This is a genomic window from Microbacterium aoyamense (assembly GCF_023155855.1).
In the GTDB taxonomy this organism is placed as follows: domain Bacteria; phylum Actinomycetota; class Actinomycetes; order Actinomycetales; family Microbacteriaceae; genus Microbacterium; species Microbacterium aoyamense.
Genome location: NZ_JAKNUT010000001.1, coordinates 1,224,024 through 1,245,024, shown reverse-complemented (window position 1 = coordinate 1,245,024; position 21,001 = coordinate 1,224,024). Strand labels below are relative to the sequence as shown.

General features: G+C 69.6%; 17 protein-coding genes. 14 read left to right on the top strand and 3 right to left on the bottom strand.

The genetic code is table 11. The features are described from left to right. Positions 1-283: 283 nt before the first annotated feature. Together MA876_RS06310 and MA876_RS06305 are read right to left on the bottom strand one after the other, a co-directional pair. The gene (locus MA876_RS06310) at positions 284-1,285 is read right to left on the bottom strand and encodes a LacI family DNA-binding transcriptional regulator (RefSeq protein WP_248147011.1); all 1,002 of its coding nucleotides are present in this window, start codon (positions 1,283-1,285) and stop codon (positions 284-286) included. Continuing rightward, positions 1,282-2,298 carry a LacI family DNA-binding transcriptional regulator gene (locus tag MA876_RS06305; RefSeq protein WP_248147009.1) on the bottom strand — a complete coding sequence of 339 codons (1,017 nt, stop codon included), beginning with the start codon at positions 2,296-2,298 and terminating at the stop codon, positions 1,282-1,284. The genes MA876_RS06310 and MA876_RS06305 overlap by 4 nt, the downstream gene beginning before the upstream one ends. 212 nt (positions 2,299-2,510) lie before the next feature. Between MA876_RS06305 and MA876_RS06300 the strand changes: the two genes are divergently transcribed. The 3 genes from MA876_RS06300 to MA876_RS06290 all read left to right on the top strand — a co-directional run bounded on the left by MA876_RS06300 (position 2,511) and on the right by MA876_RS06290 (position 5,716). Then, positions 2,511-3,827, top strand: a complete 1,317-nt coding sequence (locus MA876_RS06300; protein ID WP_248147007.1) for an ABC transporter substrate-binding protein — start codon at positions 2,511-2,513, stop codon at positions 3,825-3,827. An 86-nt stretch (positions 3,828-3,913) separates the two neighbouring features. Then, complete coding sequence (locus MA876_RS06295; RefSeq protein ID WP_248147005.1) at positions 3,914-4,795, top strand: carbohydrate ABC transporter permease; 882 nt, start codon at positions 3,914-3,916, stop codon at positions 4,793-4,795. Between the two features lie 12 nt (positions 4,796-4,807). Continuing rightward, positions 4,808-5,716 (top strand): carbohydrate ABC transporter permease, encoded by a 909-nt coding sequence (locus MA876_RS06290; RefSeq protein WP_248147003.1) that lies wholly within the window; start codon positions 4,808-4,810, stop codon positions 5,714-5,716. 44 nt (positions 5,717-5,760) lie between these two features. Here MA876_RS06290 and MA876_RS06285 read toward each other — a convergent pair whose 3' ends face one another. After that, positions 5,761-6,591: an NAD-dependent epimerase/dehydratase family protein gene (locus MA876_RS06285; RefSeq protein ID WP_248147001.1), complete on the bottom strand. Its 831-nt coding sequence runs from the start codon at positions 6,589-6,591 to the stop codon at positions 5,761-5,763. Positions 6,592-6,737: 146 nt separating this feature from the next. On the opposite strand from MA876_RS06285, the gene MA876_RS06280 reads away from it, so the two are divergent. The 11 genes from MA876_RS06280 (at position 6,738) to MA876_RS06230 (ending at position 20,918) form a co-directional block, all read left to right on the top strand. Next, positions 6,738-9,347 (top strand): family 78 glycoside hydrolase catalytic domain, encoded by a 2,610-nt coding sequence (locus MA876_RS06280; RefSeq protein WP_248146999.1) that lies wholly within the window; start codon positions 6,738-6,740, stop codon positions 9,345-9,347. Continuing rightward, positions 9,344-9,997, top strand: a complete 654-nt coding sequence (locus MA876_RS06275) for an aspartate/glutamate racemase family protein (RefSeq protein ID WP_248146997.1) — start codon at positions 9,344-9,346, stop codon at positions 9,995-9,997. Before MA876_RS06280 ends, MA876_RS06275 begins: the two co-directional genes overlap by 4 nt. Beyond that, positions 9,994-11,955, top strand: a complete 1,962-nt coding sequence (locus MA876_RS06270) for a glycoside hydrolase family 127 protein (RefSeq protein WP_248146995.1) — start codon at positions 9,994-9,996, stop codon at positions 11,953-11,955. The genes MA876_RS06275 and MA876_RS06270 overlap by 4 nt, the downstream gene beginning before the upstream one ends. A 17-nt stretch (positions 11,956-11,972) precedes the next feature. After that, a complete protein-coding gene (locus tag MA876_RS06265) occupies positions 11,973-13,226 on the top strand; it encodes a RuBisCO large subunit C-terminal-like domain-containing protein (protein ID WP_248146993.1) in 1,254 nt (417 codons plus the stop codon). Next, complete coding sequence (locus MA876_RS06260) at positions 13,219-14,532, top strand: four-carbon acid sugar kinase family protein (protein WP_248146992.1); 1,314 nt, start codon at positions 13,219-13,221, stop codon at positions 14,530-14,532. The genes MA876_RS06265 and MA876_RS06260 overlap by 8 nt, the downstream gene beginning before the upstream one ends. A 49-nt stretch (positions 14,533-14,581) precedes the next feature. Continuing rightward, complete coding sequence (locus tag MA876_RS06255; RefSeq protein WP_248146991.1) at positions 14,582-14,938, top strand: L-rhamnose mutarotase; 357 nt, start codon at positions 14,582-14,584, stop codon at positions 14,936-14,938. Beyond that, on the top strand, positions 14,935-16,101 hold the full coding sequence (gene rhaI / locus MA876_RS06250; RefSeq protein ID WP_248146990.1) for an L-rhamnose isomerase: 1,167 nt from the start codon (positions 14,935-14,937) through the stop codon (positions 16,099-16,101). The genes MA876_RS06255 and rhaI overlap by 4 nt, the downstream gene beginning before the upstream one ends. Positions 16,102-16,174: 73 nt before the next feature. Beyond that, on the top strand, positions 16,175-17,005 hold the full coding sequence (locus MA876_RS06245; RefSeq protein WP_248146989.1) for an alpha/beta hydrolase fold domain-containing protein: 831 nt from the start codon (positions 16,175-16,177) through the stop codon (positions 17,003-17,005). A 21-nt stretch (positions 17,006-17,026) separates the two neighbouring features. Then, positions 17,027-19,063 (top strand): bifunctional aldolase/short-chain dehydrogenase, encoded by a 2,037-nt coding sequence (locus MA876_RS06240; RefSeq protein ID WP_248146988.1) that lies wholly within the window; start codon positions 17,027-17,029, stop codon positions 19,061-19,063. Between the two features lie 118 nt (positions 19,064-19,181). Beyond that, positions 19,182-20,609 (top strand): rhamnulokinase, encoded by a 1,428-nt coding sequence (locus tag MA876_RS06235; RefSeq protein ID WP_248146987.1) that lies wholly within the window; start codon positions 19,182-19,184, stop codon positions 20,607-20,609. Between the two features lie 162 nt (positions 20,610-20,771). Next, positions 20,772-20,918, top strand: a complete 147-nt coding sequence (locus MA876_RS06230) for a hypothetical protein (protein WP_248146985.1) — start codon at positions 20,772-20,774, stop codon at positions 20,916-20,918. Positions 20,919-21,001 lie beyond the last annotated feature (83 nt).

The window sequence follows — 21,001 nt, the reverse complement described above, 5'->3', positions numbered from 1 at the left end:
AACCCACATTCTTCTCGCGAACCCACGCGATTCTTGCGAACGGATCGCGTGGGTTCGTCACGATCGCGTGGGTTCGCGAGGCCGCGCCGCGGCTCAGTGCGGCGCGGCCGACCGAACCCACTCGATTCCGCGCGCAGGAGGGAGTGGTTTCGCGGGTCGGCGCATTCTGCCGTCGATCCGCAGCGCAGCGACACAGTGCGCCAACCCAGCGGTGCGCTGGGCCGCCAGGTTGGCGCATCCCGTCACGTGGTCGCCGCGACAGCACCGAATGCGCCAGCCAGGGTCAGCGTGCGCTCGACGCGCGGACGACGAGCTCGGGTTCGAAGACGACCTGCTCCGCCGTCTTCTGCGCGTCATCGCCCTCTTCGACCAGTATTCGCAGGGCGGTCTCACCCATCAGTCGCGCGGGCTGGCGGATGGATGACAGGGGCACGACCGCAGCGGCGGCGAAGTCGATGTCGTCGAAGCCGATGAGGGCGATGTCGCGCGGCACTTCGATGCGGTGGCCCGAGAGCGACTGCAGCACTCCGAGGGCGACGAGGTCGTTCGCGCAGAAGACCGCGTCCGGTCGGTGCGCCACAGGACGCGAGGCGATCTCGTCGCCGGCGGCGCTCCCGTCGTCGACCTGGGATGCGTGTGCGGGGAGGATCTCGAGCGATGCTCCGGGCACCTCGTCGACGGCCCGGCGCGCTCCGCGCCGACGGTCGTCGAGCTGCCGCATGTCGATCGGCCCGCCCGTGAAGAGGATCCGGCGCCGCCCCGTCTCGAGCAGATGACGCACGGCGAGGTAGCCGCCCCGCTCGTCGTCGACCGAGACGCTGCTGAAGAGGTCGTCTTCGCTGCGTCGGTCGACGAGCACGGCGGGGATGCCGCGCTCCCGCATCTGCCGCAGTCTCTCGCCGACCTGCTGGTACGGCGAGATCAGGATGCCGCGCACCCGCTGCTGCTCGAAGAGATCGAGGTAGCGGGCCTCGCGCGCCACGTTCTCGTCGCTGTTGGCGAGCAGGATCGACAGGCCGCGCCGATCGGCCTCGCTCTCGGCGCCACGCGCGAGCTCGGTGAAGAACGGATTCCGCACGTCCAGCACCACGAGGCCCACGGTCGTGCTGCGGCCGGCCCGAAGCTGACGTGCGGCGTCATTGCGCACGTAGCCGAGCTCGGCGATGGCGGCGTTGACGCGCACGACCGACTCGGGGGTCACGCGCTCGCGGTGGTTGAGCACGTTCGAGACCGTGCCCACCGACACGCCCGCACGCTCGGCGACCTCGCGGATGCTCACGCTCATGCCCCGCCGAACCCCTCCGTGCTGGCGCGCACGACGAGGTCGGGCTCGAACATGCGGTGCGGCTCGGCGATCGCAACGCCCTGGATCGCGTCGAAGAGCAGGTCGACCACGGCGACACCGAAACCCGCGTGACGTCCGCGGACGCTCGTCAGCGGGATGAGGGATGCCTCGGCGAACTCGTTGTCGTCGTACCCGACGATCGCGATGTCGCGCGGTACGACGGTTCCGCCCAGGACGAGCTCGTGCATGATGCCGAGGGCCAGGAGGTCGTTCACGGCGAAGATGCCGTCGGGCCGCAACTCGGCGGGGCGTGCCATGAGGGACCGCCCGACCTCGCGTCCGCCGCCGACCGTGCGATCGGGCATGTCGATCACTTCGAGCGTCGCGGCACCGAAGCTGCGCACGACCTCGCTCGCACCCGTGAGGCGATCGGCGACCTGCGGAATGCCGAGCGGGCCTCCGACGAACGCGATGCGGCGGCATCCGACGTCCAGCAGATGACGCATCGCCTGGCGGCCACCCGAGATGTCGTCGAGCGAGACCGAGGGCTGATCGCTCGACCGCGCGCGCTGGCCCACGAGAACCGAGGGCGTGCCGCGCTTGCGCACCTGCGCGAGGCGGTCTTCGACCGGGACGTGCGAGGACATGAGGAGGCCCTGCACGCGGTGCTGCTCGAAGACCTGGATGTAGGAGTTCTCGCGCTCCTCGCTGCGATGCGAGTTCGCGAGGAAGACCGTGACGCCTCTTTCACTCGCCCGCCGCTCGACGCTCTCGGCGATCTCGGCGAAGTAAGGATTGCTGACGTCGGGGGCGATGTACCCGATCACGCTGCTGACGCCGAGACGCAGCTGGCGACCGGCATTGCTCGGCACGAAGCCGAGAGAATCGATGGCGTAGCGGATTCGTTCCGCCTTGTCGGCCGAGACGCGGTCCGGGTGATTGAGGTAGTTCGACACCGTCCCCACCGCGACGCCCGAGAGCGCGGCGACGTCGCGGATGCCGACCCTGGCCATGTGCAGACTCCTTCGCCTCGATTGAACGTCACTGTACCCGAGCGCGCATGCCGCGCCATCCCGTGGTGAAAACGTTTCAAGAATCATCGCCGCGGAACCTCGGCGTTATCAAGTTGTTACGTTTCAATCAGGTGTTGACATGCACCGACGTCCCGACTTACGATCCCTTTTGAAACGTCTCAAAAGTGAGATGCCACTTTCAAGGAGGAAATGTGTTCACAGCAGAACGGCGGCGACTCCGCAAGCCGCTCATCGGCGCCGCGGCTCTCGTCGGCGCAAGCGTCCTCGTGCTCGCCGGCTGCTCGGCGGGTGGCGACTCGGGCGGGGGCGAGAACCCGACGACGCTCGAGTTCCTCAAGAACGCCGAGAACACCACGACCCAGCCCGTGCTCGACGCACTGGCGGCGGGCACGTGCGAGGCCGAGAACGAGGCCGCGCCGCTCGAGGTCAACTCGATCCCCCAGGCCGAGCTCGATGCTCAGGTCCAGCTGCTCGCAACGCAGGACGGCCTGCCGCCCATGTTCTCGGCCGGTGGCAACCCCGCCGAGGGCGCGAAGCTCGCCGACGCCGGCTACCTGGTCGACTTCGACGAGGCGCTCACCGAGCTCGGCGTGCGGGACAAGGTCGCCGAAGGTGCCGTCTCGACGATCGAGAAGCTCTACGGCGGCGACTTCACGTTCCTTCCGTTCCAGTACAACATCGAGGGCATCTTCTACAACAAGGCGATCTTCGAGGAGAACGGCTGGGATGTCCCCGAGACGTGGGACGACCTGCTGACGGTCGCCGGCGAAGCGAAGGCCGCCGGCCTCACGCCGTTCGCGGCATCCGGTGAGCAGGGCTGGCCCCTGACGCGTCTCGTGAGCGGCTACCTCTTCCGCTCGCTCGGCCCCGACGCGCTGCAGAAGGTCGCCGACGGCGAAGCCAAGCTGACCGACCCCGACTACGTCGCGGCCGCGCAGGCGATCGCCGACCTCGGCGCCGACGGCTACTTCGGCGACAACGTCGCCTCGCTCGACTACGACGCCGCCAGCAACGAGTTCTTCACGGGCAACGCCGCGATGATCTACATGGGCAGCTGGCTGCTGGGCAACATCAACGGCGACGGCAACCAGATCGGTGCCGACAACGTCGGCTTCATGAAGTTCCCGGCCGTCGAAGGCGGCGCCGGCTCGATCGACGAGTACCCCTCGAACGTCGGCCTGCCCGCGACCTTCAACGCCAAGACCTACGCGGCCGACAACAACGTGGGCGCATGGCTCGAGTGCATCACGGCCAACTACGGCAACGAGGCGCTCAAGCAGGGTCAGATCACGGGCTTCATCGCCGATGAGCCCGTCGAGCTCCCCGCGATCTCGCAGGCGATCGCGGACGAGATCGCGACCGCGACCGACAGCGTGCTGTGGTTCGAGGCGCTGTTCAACGCCAAGGCGTCGAACATCTCGTCGACCAACGCGGCGCTGCTGGTGACCGGCCAGCTCTCGGCCGAGGAGTTCATGACCCTCGTGCAGGACGCGCTCGACGAAGGTTGATCCACGGCGCCCCGGTGCGTCTGGACGACAGACGCACCGGGGCGTCATCCTGTACCCGCCCCACTTCGCACCGAAAGGCCGCCACAATGAAGTCCGTCCTCGGCGACCGCAAGGCGATCATGCTGCTGCTCACGCCGGCACTGCTCGTCTACACGCTCATCATCCTCGCGCCCGTCGTCTGGTCGTTCGGCCTGACGTTCTTCACCGGCAGCATCCTCACCGGCTTCGAGTTCAACGGCGTCGAGAACTTCGAGCGGCTCTTCAGCGATCCGTACGTCGCCGACGCGTTCTGGTTCACGATCAAGTACGCCCTGATCGTGACGCTCTTCCAGGTGGTCGTCGGCTACGGCCTCGCGCTCCTGTACCAGTTCGTGCTCCGCAAGTCCTCGGTGCTCGTGCGCACGCTCGTGTTCTTCCCCGTCGTGCTGCCGACCGTCGCCATCTCGCTCCTGTACCAGAAGCTCTTCCAGTCGGCACCGAGCGACGGACTCGTCAACGAGCTGCTCGTCAACGTCGGCATCGCCCCCGTCGACTGGCTCGGCGCCGGCGGCACCGCCTTCATCGTCATCATCATCATGGACGTCTGGCGCTCGGTCGGCTTCTACGGCGTCCTGATCTTCTCGGGACTCCTGGACATCCCCGACGACATCATCGAGTCCGCGCGGATCGACGGCGCGAAGACCTTCAAGCTCTTCCGTCACATCATCCTGCCGATGTCGCTGCCGATCCTCTTCGCCTCGTTCATCTTCAGCATCAACGGCACGATCAAGGTCTTCGACTCGGTGTTCGCCCTCACGGGCGGCGGTCCCGGCAACCAGACCACCCCGCTGACGATCTACATGTACCGCACGGCGTTCCAGTTCAGCGACTTCGGCTACGGCTCGACGATCGCCCTCCTGCTGACCGTCATGTGCCTCATCGTCACGCTGCTCATCTTCCGCTCTTCACGACGCGACAACACGGTCTAAGGGGCTCCGGCAATGACTTCCACTCTCGACACCACAGCCGTCTCGACCCCTCGACGCTTCGAACCGCATCGCCGCACGCCGGGCCAGGCGGTCATGCGTGTGCTGCGCCGCATCCCGACGTGGCTCACGGTGGTCGTCCTCGTCGTCGTGTTCGCGTACCCGCTGTTCTGGATGGTCATCAACTCGTTCAAGTCGAACAGCGACTTCCTCAACAACCCGTCGTACGCGATGCCCGAGGTCTGGCAATGGAGCAACTACGCCGTGGCGTGGGAGACCGGGAACCTGGCCACGACGATCACGAACTCGATCATCGTCACGATCCCGTCGCTCTTCTTCATCGTGCTGCTCGGCACGGCGGCGGGCTTCGCCCTCGAGGTGCTCGTCTTCAAGGGGCGTGGCACGATCCTGCTGCTGTTCCTCGCGGGCATCATGATCCCCGGCCAGATGATCATCCTGCCGCTGTTCAACTCGTTCTTCCAGCTCGGCATCAACGGCTCGCACTGGCCGATGATCCTCATCTACACGGCGGGCGGCCTGCCGCTCACGGTGTTCATGATGGCGACGTACTTCCGCGCCATCCCGCGCGAGATCTTCGAGGCGTCGACCCTCGACGGCGCCTCGATGGTGCGGGCGTTCTTCTCGATCGGCTTCCCGATGATGCGCAACGCGATCCTCACGGTCGCGATCGTGCAGTTCTTCCTCATCTGGAACGACCTGCTCATCGCGCTCATCTTCGGCGGCAAGAAGAGCCTCAACACGATCCAGGTCGGGCTGCTCAACTTCTCGGGCGAGTACGGCGCGATCAACTACGGGCCCCTGTTCGCCGCGATCTGCATCACGGTGTTCGGAATCCTGATCCTCTACCTCTTCTTGAACCAGCGCATCATGAAGGGCCTCGCGGCCGGCGCTGTCAAGGGATGAACCGGGTGCCGGCGGGCTGCGAGGACGGCGCCCGCCGGCATCCCTCAGCGCCAGTCGTAGCGGGCGCGGAAGCCGAGGCGGTCCTGGATCTTGCGCGTGGACATGAGCGACTCGAACTCGCCGAGGTCTTCGGCGACGGGGATGCCCGGGAACCATCGCTCCGCGACGGCGCGCGACGGCGCGGCGTTGCCGGAGCCTGGAGCAGCGACGTTGTAGACCTCGAAGCCGGGCTGCGCTCCGGCGAGCGCGAGGGCGACCGCTTCGGCTCCGTCACGCGCGTCGACCCACGAGCCGACGAGATCGCGACGGTAGTCGGGATCGGCGGCGCGGGCGAAGGTGTCGTAGGCGTCGGGTGCGACCACGTTGGTGAACCGCAGCGCCGTGATCGAGGCATCCGGGTCCCAGCCGACGAGCTGCGCGGCGATCGCCTCTTCGGCGACCTTGCCGAGGCCGTAGGTGTTGAACGCGCGGGTGTACGTCTCGTCCACGGGCAGCGCCGGCGGCGCGATCTCGAACGGGAAGCCCATCGCCGTGATGCTCGACGCGAGGACGACCTTTCGGATGCCGGCGCGATGGGCCGCGAAGAGCACGTGGTACGAGGCCGAGAGATTGTTCTCGAACGTCGTGACGTCGGGCACCAGACCGTTGACGGGGACGGCAGCGAGGTGCACGACCGCGTCGAGCCCGGTGTGGCGCGCGGTCACGCCCAAGAACGCGTCGAGCGTCTGCCCGTAGTCGGACAGATCGACGCGTGTGAATCCTGGCCCGGCCGTGCCGGTGAGGTCGAAGCCGATGACGTCGTGCCCGTCGGCGCGCAGCCGTTCGACCGTCGCTCGTCCGAGCGTTCCGCTGCTTCCGGTCACTGCGATGTACATGCGCGGGCCTCCGGGGTCCAGTGTCGCACTCCGCGCGTCCACGCGTCGGTGCGTCGTTTTTTGAAACGTCCCAATCCTATTCCTTCCCGCCCTGCATTTCGCATAGGCTTTGTCTCTGAAACGTTTCGAGTAATCAGGAGTGACCAATGACGGCCACGGTGTCGGCCCCCCGTTTCGAGCATCATCGAGAGGCTCTCGGGATCGGCGAATCCCGCCCTCGGCTCTCGTGGATCGTCGAGGCCGCGCCCGAGGGCTGGCGACAGTCCGCGTACCGCGTCGACGTGCGGACGGATGCCCGAGCAGAGTCGTTCGACGTCGAGTCCGGCGAGCAGGTCCTCGTTCCCTGGCCGGCCGCCGACCTCGCTTCTCGCGACCGCGCGGAGGTGCGCGTCTCGGTGCAGGGCGTCGACGGGTCATGGAGCGCGCCCGGGCCGTGGGCGAGCGTCGAGGCCGGGCTCCTCGACGCATCGGACTGGGTCGCGGGCCCCGTCGGCCCGATCTGGAACGAGAACCCCATGACCGACACGCGTCGCGCGGCCCTCGTGCGACGCGAGTTCGACGTGCGGCCCGGCCTCGTGCGGGCGCGCCTCTACGCCAGCGCCCACGGCCTGTACCAGGCGGAGCTCAACGGCGTGCGCGTCGGGGACGACGTGCTCTCGCCAGGGTGGACCGTGTACCGCGAGCGCCTGCGCTACTACACCTACGACGTGACCGACCTCGTCGCCGAGGGCGCGAACGCGATCGGCGCGTGGCTCGGTGACGGCTGGTACCGCGGCCGACTCGGCTGGCGCGGCGGGTTCCGCAACCTGTTCGGCGACGACCAGTCCTTCATCGGGCAGCTCGAACTCGTCTACGCCGACGGCGCCCGCGAGACGGTCGCGACCGACACGACGTGGCGGGCGGCTCCCAGCCCCATCGTGTCGTCGAGCCTCTACGACGGCGAGACCTACGATGCGCGCGACGAGGTTCCCGGCTGGTCCCGCGCCGGACTCGACGACGCGGAGTGGAGCCGTGTGCAGCTCCGGCGACGCGACCGCGCGACCCTCGTCGCCCCGACCGGCCCACCCGTCCGCGTGACGCAGGAGGTCGCACCGGTCGCGGTGCTGACGACGCCGAGCGGCCGCCGCATCCTGGACTTCGGCCAGAACCTCACCGGCGTCGTGCGCCTGCGCGGCGCGGCGCCCGCCGGCACGACCGTGACGCTGCGCACGGCTGAAGTGCTGCAGGACGGCGAGCTCTACACCCGTCCGCTGCGCGACGCGAAGTCGACGGATGTCTACACGTTCGCCGGGCGCCCCGAGGGCGAGGAGTGGGAGCCGCGATTCACGTTCCACGGCTTCCAGTACGTCGAGGTCGACGGCTGGCCGGGGGACCTCGACGCCGACGCAGCAGCGGGAGCATTCACCGCTCGCGTGCTGCACACCGACCTCGAGCGCACGGGCTGGTTCACGTCATCCGATCCACTCCTGGACCGTCTGCACGAGAACATCGTGTGGGGCATGCGCGGCAACTTCGTCGACATCCCCACCGACTGCCCGCAGCGCGACGAACGCCTGGGGTGGACGGGCGACATCCAGGTCTTCGCGCCGACCGCGTCCTTCCTCTTCGACTCGTCGGGATTCCTCACCGGCTGGCTGCGCGACCTTTCGGCCGAACAGCTGCCCGACGGCACCGTGCCGTGGTTCGTGCCCGTCATCCCCGCCGACACGATGTGGACCCCGCAGCGCCCGGGCGCCGCGTGGGGGGATGCCGCGACCGTCGTCCCGTGGACCCTCTACGAGCGGTTCGGAGACCTCCAGGTGCTGCGCGATCAGTTCGACAGCGCCCGCGCGTGGGTCGACCTGCAGGCTGACATCGCCGGCCCCTCTCGCCTGTGGGACACGGGCTACCAGCTCGGCGACTGGCTCGACCCCGCCGCTCCCCCGCAGGATCCCGCGGATGCCCGCACCGACCGCCACCTCGTGGCGAGCGCCTACTTCGCGCTCTCGGCGCGGCTCGTCGCACGCATGGCGGACGCGCTCGACGAGCAGGATGCCGCTCAGCACTACGGCACGCTCGCCGACGAGGCTGCGGCAGCGTTCGTCGGCCGCTACGTCGACGCCGACGGCCGGATGACGTCCGACGCCCAGACCGCGTACGCGATCGCCCTGCGGTTCGAGCTTCTGCCCGAGCACCTGCGCGCACCTGCCGCGGAGCGCCTCGCGCAGCTCGTGCACGAAGCGGGCAACCGCATCGCGACGGGCTTCGTCGGCACCCCGGTCGTCACCGACGCCCTGAGCGCGCACGGGCAGCTCGACGCGGCATACGATCTGCTGCTCGAGCGGGAGTGCCCGTCGTGGCTCTACCAGGTCGAGATGGGTGCGACGACGGTGTGGGAGCGCTGGGATTCGATGCTCCCCGACGGCCGCGTGAACTCCGGCAGCATGACGTCGTTCAACCACTACGCGCTGGGTGCCGTCGCCGATTGGCTGCACCGCGTCGTCGCGGGCCTCGAGGCGGCCGAGCCGGGCTATCGCCGGATCCGGTTCGCGCCGCGGCCCGGCGGCGGCCTCACCGAGGCATCCGCCCGCCACCGCACGCCCTACGGCACGGCGGCGATCGAGTGGAGCATCGACGGCGGTGAGCTGCGCGTGCGGGTCGAGGTGCCCGTCGGCGCGAGCGCCGTCCTCGACCTCGAGGGCGCCGACCCCGAAGAGCTCGGCCACGGCACGCACGAGCGCGTCGTCGCCCTGATCGAGGCGGTGGATGCCGCATGACCCGCGTCGCCTTCCTCCACACGGGCGCCGTCGTGATCGGCCCGGTGACCGAGCGCGCCCGCGCGGCGCTGCCCGATGCGACGTTCGTGAACTACCTCGACGATCGGATCGTCGCCGACCTCGGGGATGCGTCGCGCGCGGCATCCGTCCCCGAACGCCTCGTCGACCTCGCCCGCGCCGCGAAGGCGGGTGGTGCGGACGTCGTCATGTTCACGTGCTCGTCGATCTCGCACTTCGCCGCCTCCACGGCCGCCGAGGTCGGCATCCCCGTGCTGCGCATCGACGAAGCGATGGCGGATGCCGCGGTCGCCGCGGGTCCGCGCGTCGCGGTGCTCGCGACCCTGCCGACGACGCTCGTGCCGACGGTGGAGCTACTGCGCGAACGCGCCGCCCTCGCGGGGGCCGAGCCCGTCATCGTCGAGGAAGTCGTCGAGGGGGCGTTCGCCGCCGTCTCGTCGGGCGATCGTCCGCGGCACGACGAGCTCGTCGCCGCCGCGATCCGCCGGCTCGGCGCGGACGCCGACGTGGTCGTGCTCGCGCAGGCGTCGATGGCCTCGGCCGCCGACGCGGTATCACTCGACGTCCCGGTGCTCACGAGCATCGCCCCCGGCGTCGATCGCCTTCGCTCGGTCGTGGAGGAGACGGCATGACCGCGCCACTGCGCCCGCTCGGCGCTCCCGATGCCCGCTGGGCGAGCGGATTCTGGGGCGACGTGCACACGCGCACGCGCACCGCGACCGTGCCGAGCATGTGGGCCTCGCTGAGCGATCCCGACGTCAGCCCCGGCCTGCGCAACTTCGAGATCGCGGCGGGACTCGAGCCCGGAACGCACACGGGTCCGCCGTTCATGGACGGCGACTTCTACAAGTGGCTCGAGGCCGCGATCGCACAGCTCGAGACCGATCCCGAGCCGTGGCTCGCCGAGACGATCGAGCGCACAGCCGACCTCATCGCATCGGTGCAGCGCGAGGACGGCTACCTGCACACGCCCACGCTCATCGCCGATCGCAACGAGGTGTCGGCCACGGCGCTCGCCGACCGCTTCCACTTCGAGACCTACAACCTCGGGCACCTCATCACCGCCGGCGTGCGGCACTACGAGGTCACCGGCTCGACGACGCTCCTGGAGGTCGCGCGGGGCGCAGCATCCTTCCTCGAAGACCTCGCCACGAACAAGCCGCTCGAGCTCGCGCGCAGCGCCATCTGCCCGTCGCACTACATGGCCGTCATCGAGCTGTACAGGGCGACGGGCGAGAAGAGGTATCTGGAGCTCGCCGAGGCGTTCGTGCGCGTGCGCGACGACTTCGAGGGCGGCGACGACAACCAGGACCGCCTCCCGGTGCGCGACCAGACGACCGTCGCGGGTCACGCCGTGCGGGCGAACTATCTGTACGCCGGGCTCGCCGACCTGGTCGCCGAGACGGGCGACGCCGAGCTGACCGCCGTGCTCGAGAACCTCTGGACCGACGTCGTCGAGACGAAGCTGTACGTCACCGGCGGCGCGGGCGCTCTCTACGACGGCGCCTCGCCCGACGGCCACCCCTGGCAAGAGGAGATCAGCCGCATCCACCAGGCGTACGGCCGCTCCTACCAGCTGCCGCACACGACAGCGCACGCCGAGTCGTGCGCGAACATCGGGCTGCTGCTGTGGAGCGAGCGGATGCTGGCGCTCACCGGCGACGCGAAGTACGCCGATCTCGTCGAGCGCATCGCGTTCAACGCGTTCCTCGCGGGGATCAGCCTCGACGGCAACGATTACTTCTACACGAACGCGCTGCGGCAGGTGCGCGATCTGCCGTGGGAGCTGCGTCGCCCCGGCGACACGGGCCTGCATCCCGTCCCCTCACCGCCGCCGTCGGACGAGCGGCTGCGCGAGCGCTATCTCAGCTGCTTCTGCTGTCCGCCGAACACGGCGCGCACGCTCGCGCGGTTCCATGAACGCGCCGCTTCGGTCGCAGCCGACGGCCTGTACGTCCACCAGTACGGCGGCAGCGAACTGCGCGCGGCGCTCGGCGAGAGCACGCTCGCCCTTCGCGAAGAGAGCGACTACCCCTGGCACGGGCGCATCACGTTCACCGTGACCGAAGCGAGCGGCTCCGGCATCCCGCTCCGCCTGCGCGTGCCGGGATGGTCGAAGGATGCGACGCTCGAAGTGAACGGCGAGCGCGTCGGGATCACCGCCCCGGGCAAGTATGCCGTGATCGAGCGCGCGTGGCGCGTGGGCGACGAGATCGTGCTCGATCTGCCGATGCCCGTGCGCGTGCTGCGCGCCCACCGTCTCGCCGAGGAGGCGACCAACCAGGTGGCCGTGCAGCGCGGCCCGGTCGTGTACTGCCTCGAGAGCGCCGATCTGCCCGACGGAGTGGTCCTCGAGCAGGCTGCCCTGCGTCGCGGATCCGAACTGCGCGTCGCCGAGACCGAGATCGCAGGCACGCGGCTCATCGCGCTCGAGACCGAGCTCGCCGTCCTCCCGCGGCCGGGCGACGAGCTCTACGCGGATATCTCGGATGCCGTGCTCGACACGACGCCCGCCCGCTTCATCCCCTACTTCGCGTGGGGCAACCGCGGACCCGGCGAGATGTCGGTGTGGCTGCCGATCGTCTGGTGATGAAAGGCGGTGATCCCATGACCGATCACGTCACGGCCTCGTACGTCATCGAGACGTCGCTGCCGCTCGAGCGGGCCGCCGAAGTGCTCGCGGGCGAGCAGTCGACGGGGACGTTCGTGCGCGTCGAACGCGAGTCAGGCGCCGTGCGGGCCCGCTTCGCTGCCCAGGTCGAGAGTCTCGAAGAGATCCCGATGACGGATGCTTCGGCCCTCCCGGGATCCGTCGGCGACCCCGCCCTTCGGCGGCGCGCGCTCCTGCGTCTGCGCTTCCCGCTCGACAACTTCGGCCCGTCGATCCCGAACCTCCAGGCGGCCGTCGCCGGCAATCTGTTCGAGATCAAGGAGCTCGCGGCGATCAAGCTCGTCGACCTCGATCTGCCCGTCGCGTTCGCCGAGCGGTACGGCGGTCCGCGCTTCGGCGTCGCGGGCACCCGGACGCTCGTCGGTCGTGAACAGGGCGCGATGATCGGCACGATCGTGAAGCCCTCGATCGGGCTCTCGCCCGAGCAACTCGCCGAGGTCGTGGACGAACTCGCCCGTGCGGGCGTCGACTTCATCAAGGACGACGAGCTGCAGGGCAACGGACCGTCGGCTCCGCTCGCGGCGCGCGTCGCCGCGGTGATGCCCGTCCTGAAGCGGCATGCCGACCGCACGGGCCGCATGCCGATGTACGCCTTCAACATCACCGACGACATCCACCTCCTGGAGCAGAATCACGACCTCGTCGTGAGCGCTGGCGGCACGTGCGTCATGGTGTGCATCAACATGGTCGGGCTTGCGGGACTCGCGCACGTGAATCGCTTCGCACGCGTGCCGATCCACGGCCACCGGGCGATGTTCGGGGCCATCAGCCGCTCCGATCAGCTCGGCTTCTCGTTCCGGGCGTGGCAGAAGCTCGCCCGTCTGTCGGGCGCGGATCACCTGCACACGAACGGCATCTCGAACAAGTTCTACGAGTCCGACGCGCAGGTGCTCGATGCGATCGCCGCCGTGCGCACGCCTCTCGACGGCATCGGGGCGACCGTCCCCGTGCTGTCGTCGGGTCAGTGGGGCGGACTCGCCCACGCCACATACCGTGCCGTCGGCACGACCGACCTGCTCGTCCTGGCGGGCGGCGGCATCCACGGCCACCCGGGCGGAGCGGCGGAGGGCGTCGCGAGCATGCGGGATGCCTGGGCCTCGGCCGAGCGCGGCGAGTCCGTCGATCAGGCCCTCGCCGCGTCGCCCGCGCTGCGCCGCGCGACGGAACTGTTCGGACCGCCTCGTGACTGACCTGCGCATCGCGTTCTACGGCGACGATGTCACGGGCAGCGTCGACGTCCTGCTGCAGTTCGCGCGCTGCGGGCTCGCGGGGCGTCTGTTCGTCGGGACACCGGATGCCGCGGCCCTCGCTCACGCGGCCGCCGACGTGCCCGTCGTCGGCATCGCGGGCATCGCACGATCGCTCGGCACGGACGCGTTGGATGCCGAGGTCCGCTCCGCCTTCGAGGCGCTCGCGACGATCGACCCCGACATCGTGCAGTACAAGGCGTGCTCGACCGCCGATTCCTCACCGACGATCGGCAGCCTCGGTCGCGTGCTCGAGATCGGTCGCGACGTGCTCGGCGAGGGGCCCGTGCCGATCCTGTTCGCGCAGCCCGACTTCGGGCGGTACACCGTCTTCGGCCATCACTTCGCGGCCGAGGCCGGACTCGTCCACCGCCTCGACCGTCAGCCGACGATGTCGACCCACCCCTCGACTCCGATGGACGAGTCCGACCTCGCGCGCCACCTCGCGCGCCAGACCGATCTGTCGATCGCGTCTCTGCCGTGGACGAGCTATGGCGGATCGATCACGGGCGCGGTGCGCGACTCCGCGGTCGCCGGCCTCGTGCTGGACGCGCTGGACGACGCGCACCTCGCGACCATCGGAGACGCACTCGTCGAACTCGCGGAGTCGCGGCGGCCGCTGTTCGCGATCGGCTCGGGAGGACTGAGCCGCGCCGTCGCCCTCGCCGTCTCTGCGGGCGCGTCTCGTCGCTTCGCTCCGCACTCCACGACCGACGCGTCCGACTCGGTCGCTGAGCGCGAAACGCACGGCCCCGTGCTCGTGGTCTCGGGGAGCCGGTCGCCCAAGACGCGGCGGCAGGTGGATGCCGCGGCCGTCGCGGGCTGGCACGTGCAGCCTTTCGGGGCGCTCGACGACGTCGTCGCCGCTCTCGCGTCCGGACGCAGCGTCGCCCTGACCTCCGACGACGCCGACGGGTTCGCGAGCGCGGACGACCCGCTCGCCGCGATCGCGGAGGCCGCGGCATCCATCGTCCTCGCCTCTGTCCGCAGCGGAGCGACTCGGCGCGTGATCGTGTGCGGCGGTGACACGTCCGGGCGCATCGTGCGCCTGCTCGGAATCGACTCGCTGTCGATCGCCGCGACACTCGGCGGGAACGTCGTGCTCCTGCGCGCGCACGCAGAGGACGCCGCCATCGACGGGCTCGAGCTGCTGCTCAAGGGCGGCCAGGTCGGCGACGACGACCTGTTCGAGCGCGTGCGCGAGTTCGACGTCTTGACCGGATCCCCCGCGTCGACTATCGTTCGATGAAACGATTCATCGTCGGCGCTCGCACGTCGGCAGCACAAGGAGCATCTCGATGACGAGCCCGACACAGCGCGTGTGCTTCCAGTTGCAGGTCGCCCCCGAACTGCTCGATGAATACATCGCGCGGCATTCTCCGGTCTGGCCCGAGATGCTCGCCGAGATCGCGGCATCCGGTCGCCGAAACTACTCACTCTTCGTCGGCGAGGGCGGCAGGCTGATCGGCTACTACGAGACCGACGACGATGCCGCAGCTCAGGCCTACCTCGCCGCCTCCCCCGTCGCGGCCCGATGGGAGGCCGAGATGGGGCGCTTCTTCACCGGTCTCGAGGGTCGGCCGGATCAGGCATCCACTCCCCTCACCGAGATCTTCAACCTGCACGACCAGCTCACAGAAAGCACGCGATCATGACGACGCTGTCTCCCGACATCCAGGCCACCCTCGAAGGCCAGGGCATCGAGCTCCCCTCGTGGGCGTTCGGCAACTCCGGCACGCGGTTCCGCGTGTGGACGACCGAGGGCACCCCGCGCGATCCGTTCGAGAAGGTGGCCGACGCGGCCGAGGTCAACCGTGTGACCGCCCTCGCGCCGTCGGTCGCACTGCACATCCCGTGGGACAAGGTCGACGACTTCGGGGCCCTCCGCCGTCACGCCGAAGACCTCGGCGTGACGCTCGGCACCATCAACTCGAACACCTTCCAGGACGAGGACTACAAGTTCGGCGCCCTGACCCACGAGGACGACCGCATCCGCCGCAAGGCGATCGATCATCACCTCGAGTGCATCGACGTGATGGATGCCACGGGCTCCCGCGATCTGAAGATCTGGCTCGCCGAGGGCTCGAACTACCCCGGCCAGACCGACATGCGCGCCAGGCAGGACCGCCTGAACGACTCGCTTCGTCAGATCTACGCGCGCCTCACGGGCGACCAGCGACTCGTGCTCGAGTACAAGTTCTTCGAGCCGTCGTTCTACCACACCGACGTTCCGGACTGGGGAACGTCGTACGCACAGGTGGCGACCCTCGGCGACCGCGCGATGGTGTGCCTCGACACGGGCCACCACGCCCCGGGCACGAACATCGAGTTCATCGTCATGCAGCTCCTGCGCCTCGGCAAGCTCGGCTCGTTCGACTTCAACTCCCGCTTCTACGCGGACGACGACCTCATCGTCGGCGCGGCCGACCCGTTCCAGCTGTTCCGCATCCTCGTCGAGGTCATCCGCGGCGGCGGTCTCAACAACCCCGATGTTGCCTTCATGCTCGACCAGTGCCACAACATCGAGGCGAAGATCCCCGGCCAGATCCGCTCGGTGCTGAACGTCCAGGAGATGACGGCGCGTGCGCTCCTCATCGACCAGGGCGCACTCGCCGCGGCGCAGTCCGCCAACGATGTGCTCGGCGCCCAGGCAGTGTTCATGGACGCCTTCTACACCGACGTCCGCCCCGCGTTGGCGGAGTGGCGCGAGTCGCGCGGCCTCCCGGCCGACCCCATGGCCGCCTACGCCGCCTCGGGCTACCAGGAGCGCATCGAGGCCGAGCGGGTCGGCGGCGTCCAGGCCGGCTGGGGCGCGTAACAGCATCAGACCCGCCGGGGGCGGCGGACCCGAACCGCCCGCCCTCGGCGCACCACTCCACGAAGGAACATCGATGACAGAGCCGTATGCCGCAGCGGGCGGGCTCGTGCGGGTCTACCCCGCGCGAGAGCCGAACGGCTCCGGTCTGCTCTGGGCGCACGGTGGAGCGTTCGTCGCGGGTGATCTCGACATGCCCGAGGCCGACGGCGTCGCGCGCGCGCTCGCCGCGGCCGGCACGACGGTCGTGTCGGTCGACTACCGGCTCGCACCGCTCCCCGCGGTCTGGGCCGAGAGCATGGGCATCGCCGCACGCGACGGCGAGCACTACCCGGCCGGTTCGGACGACATCGTGCGCGCCTGGACGTGGACGCTCGAGCACGCCGACGAGCTCGGCATCGAGTCATCCCGTCTCGCGATCGGCGGGGCGAGCGCCGGCGCGAACCTCGCGACCGGCGCGACGCTCCGACTCTTCGCCGAGGGCTCAGTCACCCCCGCTCTCGTCGTACTCGCCTACCCGACACTCCTCGCGGTGCAGCCGGCTCCGGATGCCGCGCTCCGCGCCGCGCTCGACGCCGACCCCGAAGCCGACCGCTTCGGCCCCGCGGCCGTGCTCGCGATGTACGAGGCGTACCTCGGCGGCCCCGTCGACGACGCTCCGCTCTTCGCGATCCCGGGCCGTGCGACATCGGCGGACGTCGCCGAGTTCCCACCCGTCCTCATGATCAACGGCGAGGTCGACGAACTGCGCGTCTCGGGCGAGCACTTCGCCGCGACCCTCGTCCGCGCCGGACGCGACGTGCAGCTCGAGATCGAGCCCGGCACGACGCACGGACACCTCAACACTCCCGGGCCCGCGGCATCCGCGTCGCTCGAACTCATCGCCGCACGCCTCGCGGCTCTCTGACTCCGCACCGAAGGAATCCTCATGACCAATCCAGCTGCTGCCGACCTGATCGCCCGTTCGAATCGTCTCGGCGCCGACCCCGCGAACACGAACTACGCCGGCGGCAACACGTCCGCGAAGGGCACCGAGACCGATCCCGTGACGGGCGAGCCCGTCGAACTGCTGTGGGTCAAGGGCTCGGGCGGCGATCTCGGCACGCTGACCGAGTCGGGGCTCGCGGTGCTGCGGCTGGACCGCTTCCGCTCCCTCGTGAACGTGTACCCCGGTGTCGACCGTGAGGACGAGATGGTCGCCGCGTTCGACTACTGCCTGCACGGCAAGGGTGGCGCGGCACCGTCGATCGACACGGCGATGCACGGGCTGGTGGATGCCGCGCACGTGGACCACCTGCACCCCGACAGCGGCATCGCGATCGCGACGGCCGCCGACGGCGAGGCGCTGACCGCCAAGATCTTCGGCGACAAGGTCGTGTGGGTGCCCTGGCGGCGCCCCGGCTTCCAGCTGGGCCTCGACATCGCCGAGATCAAGAAGCAGAACCCGCAGGCGATCGGCACGATCCTCGGCGGGCACGGCATCACCGCATGGGGCGACACGTCCGAGGAGTCCGAGGCGAACTCGCTGTGGATCATCCAGACGGCGCAGGCGTACCTCGACGAGCACGGCTCCGCGGTGCCGTTCGGGCTGCCCCGCCCGGGCTTCGAGGCGCTTCCGCTCGAGGAGCGACACGCGAAGGCTGCGGCGCTGGCAGCGACGATCCGCGGTCTCGCGTCCACGGACAAGCCGATGGTCGGCCACTTCACCGACTCGGACGTCGTGCTGGACTTCCTCGCGTCGGCGAAGGCGCCCGACCTCGCGGCGCTGGGCACGAGCTGCCCCGACCACTTCCTCCGCACGAAGGTCAAGCCGATGCTTCTCGACCTGCCGGCATCCGCCTCCGTCGAAGAGTCGATCGCGCGCCTCAAGGAGCTGCACGCCGAGTACCGCGCCGACTACCAGGCGTACTACGACGCGCACGCGACCTCCGAGAGCCCCGCGATCCGCGGCGCCGACCCCCTCATCGTGCTCGTCCCCGGCGTGGGCATGTTCTCGTACGGCGCGAACAAGCAGACCGCGCGCGTCGCGGGCGAGTTCTACGTCAACGCGATCAACGTCATGCGCGGCGCCGAGTCGGTCTCGACGTACTCGCCGATCTCGGATGCCGAGAAGTTCCGCATCGAGTACTGGGCCCTCGAAGAGGCCAAGCTGCAGCGCATGCCCAAGCCCAAGACGCACCAGGGCCGCATCGCGTTCGTCACGGGCGCCGCATCCGGCATCGGCAAGGCCATCGCGACCCGCCTCGCGGCCGAAGGCGCGTGCGTCGTCGTCGCCGATCTGGACCTCGAGAAGGCGCAGGCCGCGGCCGCCGAACTCGGTGGCACGGACGTCGCGATCGGCGTCGCGGCGAACGTCGCCGACGCCGCCGGCGTGCAGGCAGCGATCGACGCGACCCTGCTCGCGTTCGGCGGCATCGACCTCGTCGTCAACAACGCCGGGCTCTCGCTGTCCAAGCCGCTGCTCGAGACCACCGAGAAGGACTGGGACCTGCAGCACGACGTCATGGCGAAGGGCTCGTTCCTCGTCTCGAAGGCGGCCGCGAAGGCTCTCATCGAGCAGGGCATGGGCGGCGACGTCATCTACATCTCCTCCAAGAACAGCGTCTTCGCCGGTCCGAACAACATCGCCTACTCCGCGACGAAGGCCGATCAGGCACACCAGGTGCGCCTGCTGGCTGTCGAACTCGGCGAGCACGGCGTCAAGGTCAACGGCATCAACCCCGACGGCGTCGTGCGCGGCTCGGGCATCTTCGCCGCGGGCTGGGGTGCCAACCGCGCCGCGACCTACGGTGTCAAGGAAGAGGACCTCGGCCAGTTCTACGCCAACCGTACGATCCTCAAGCGCGAAGTCGTGCCCGAGAACGTCGCGGATGCCGTCTACGTGCTCACCGGCCCCGAACTCTCCCGCACGACCGGACTCCACATCCCCGTCGACTCCGGCGTCGCCGCCGCCTTCCTCCGATGACAGCTCCCGCCGACGCGTTCCCCCGAGTCGACTTCGTACTCACGAGGCGACGTCCTCCGCGCGCGCGAGGCGAGTTCGCTCGTGGATACGAAGTCGTTTCGACGAAGGGGATGGGCGCATGAGCGGCTCGAAGGGCGGCGTGGTCGCGGCGGTCGACCTGGGCGCGACGAGCGGTCGCGTCATGCTCGGCTACGTCGACGGCGGGATGCTGCGGCTCGAGCCGGTCGCGCGGTTCCCGAACGGCCCCGTGCCCGGACCCGATGGCGGCCTGCACTGGGACTTCACGACGCTCTATCGCCACATCCTGGCCGGCCTCGCCGAGGCGGTGAAGCGCGAGCCCCAGGTCGCCAGCGTGGGGATCGACTCGTGGGCCGTCGACTACGGGCTCGTGAGCGGCGCCGAGCTTCTCGGTGAGCCCTTCCACTATCGCGACGATCGCACGGCGCGCGGAGTCGATCGCGTCCACGCGAGCGTGCCGTTCGCCGAGCTCTACCGTCGGAACGGCCTGCAGTTCCTGCCCTTCAACACGCTCTACCAATACGCGACGGAGCGCCGCCTCACCGACGCGGATGCTGCGCTCCTCATCCCCGACCTCGTGGCCTTCCTGCTGACGGGCACGCGGGTCGCGGAGCGCACGAACGCGTCGACGACCGGACTCGTCGACGTCGCCTCGGGCGAGTGGGACCTCGAACTGATCGAAGAACTCGGGCTTCCGGCATCCCTCCTCCCTCCCCTCGTCGATTCGGGGACGTCACTCGGTCCCCTCAAGGGCGAAGCGCGCGAGCGCGTAGGTGCGGCCCTGGACGTCATCGCCGTCGGCTCGCACGACACCGCGTCGGCCGTCGTCGCCGTGCCGCTGTCGTCGCCGAACGCGGCGTACATCTCGTGCGGCACGTGGGGGCTGGTCGGCGTCGAACTGGATGCCCCGGTCGTGAGCGACGCGGCGCGAGAAGCGAATTTCACGAACGAGGGCGGAGTCGACGGCCGGGTGCGGTTCCTGCACAACGTGACCGGGCTCTGGCTGCTGAGCGAATCGGTGCGCACGTGGGAAGCCGAAGACGGCGCCGTGATCGACTTGCCCGAGCTGCTGGATGCCGCGGCCGCGGTCGACGGCGACGCCCCGCTCTTCGACGCCAACGACCCGCGGCTCGCGGCGCCCGATGACATGCCCGCCCGCATCGCGGCAGTCCTCGAGCTCGCGGGTTCTCCGGTTCCCTCGTCGCGGGCGGCGTTCGCCCGCACGATCGTCGAGAGCATCGCGCAGGCTTTCGCGAACGCCGTCGCGACAGCGGGACGCCTGACCGATCGCGAGATCGACGTCATCCACATCGTCGGCGGCGGCGCACTCAACCGTCTGCTGTGCCAGGCGACGGCCGACCGGTCCGGACTGCCGGTGCTGGCAGGACCGGTCGAAGCGACGGCGCTGGGCAACGTGCTCGTGCAGGCGCGCGCCCACGGCTGGCTGGGATCGGACGCGACGCTCGAGACGCTGCGCGACGTGGTCGCGCGGTCCGTCGCGCCGGTCCGGTACGAGCCCCGCGGCTGAGTCGCCTCGACGCACCCGGCTCCGCATGCCCTTGCGGTCGGAGGATGTCACCGAAGTCGGATCCATTCGCGCCGAAACCTCCGACCGGGGGAGCATTCTCCGACCGGGCGCGCTCGCGCGCAAGCCGTCGACCTCCGGTGCGTTCAGTTCTACCGTGGACCCATGGATGAGCGCCGCGCAGAGGATCAGCCCATCGAGCAGGACGCTCCGGTGGGCGGCGATGAGACCACCGAAGAGGAGCTGGAAGCCGACAATCCGGCCGAAGAGGACACCCTGAAGACCCTGGATCCCGACGCGCCTCCGGCCTGAGCCACCGCGAAACCACCTGATTCTCGCGAGTCCACTCGATTTCGCGCGCAGATCCGAGTGGTTTCGCGAGAAGTGCGTGGGTT

Excerpts from the sequence above, each read along its gene's own strand:
- MA876_RS06310 (WP_248147011.1), bottom strand. The coding sequence starts at position 1,285 with ATGAGCGTGAGCATCCGCGAGGTCGCCGAGCGTGCGGGCGTGTCGGTG.
- MA876_RS06305 (WP_248147009.1), bottom strand. The coding sequence starts at position 2,298 with ATGGCCAGGGTCGGCATCCGCGACGTCGCCGCGCTCTCGGGCGTCGCG.
- MA876_RS06295 (WP_248147005.1), top strand. The coding sequence starts at position 3,914 with ATGAAGTCCGTCCTCGGCGACCGCAAGGCGATCATGCTGCTGCTCACG.
- MA876_RS06290 (WP_248147003.1), top strand. The coding sequence starts at position 4,808 with ATGACTTCCACTCTCGACACCACAGCCGTCTCGACCCCTCGACGCTTC.
- MA876_RS06285 (WP_248147001.1), bottom strand. The coding sequence starts at position 6,591 with ATGTACATCGCAGTGACCGGAAGCAGCGGAACGCTCGGACGAGCGACG.
- MA876_RS06280 (WP_248146999.1), top strand. The coding sequence starts at position 6,738 with ATGACGGCCACGGTGTCGGCCCCCCGTTTCGAGCATCATCGAGAGGCT.
- MA876_RS06275 (WP_248146997.1), top strand. The coding sequence starts at position 9,344 with ATGACCCGCGTCGCCTTCCTCCACACGGGCGCCGTCGTGATCGGCCCG.
- MA876_RS06270 (WP_248146995.1), top strand. The coding sequence starts at position 9,994 with ATGACCGCGCCACTGCGCCCGCTCGGCGCTCCCGATGCCCGCTGGGCG.
- MA876_RS06265 (WP_248146993.1), top strand. The coding sequence starts at position 11,973 with ATGACCGATCACGTCACGGCCTCGTACGTCATCGAGACGTCGCTGCCG.
- MA876_RS06255 (WP_248146991.1), top strand. The coding sequence starts at position 14,582 with ATGACGAGCCCGACACAGCGCGTGTGCTTCCAGTTGCAGGTCGCCCCC.
- rhaI (WP_248146990.1), top strand. The coding sequence starts at position 14,935 with ATGACGACGCTGTCTCCCGACATCCAGGCCACCCTCGAAGGCCAGGGC.
- MA876_RS06245 (WP_248146989.1), top strand. The coding sequence starts at position 16,175 with ATGACAGAGCCGTATGCCGCAGCGGGCGGGCTCGTGCGGGTCTACCCC.
- MA876_RS06240 (WP_248146988.1), top strand. The coding sequence starts at position 17,027 with ATGACCAATCCAGCTGCTGCCGACCTGATCGCCCGTTCGAATCGTCTC.
- MA876_RS06235 (WP_248146987.1), top strand. The coding sequence starts at position 19,182 with ATGAGCGGCTCGAAGGGCGGCGTGGTCGCGGCGGTCGACCTGGGCGCG.
- MA876_RS06230 (WP_248146985.1), top strand. The coding sequence starts at position 20,772 with ATGGATGAGCGCCGCGCAGAGGATCAGCCCATCGAGCAGGACGCTCCG.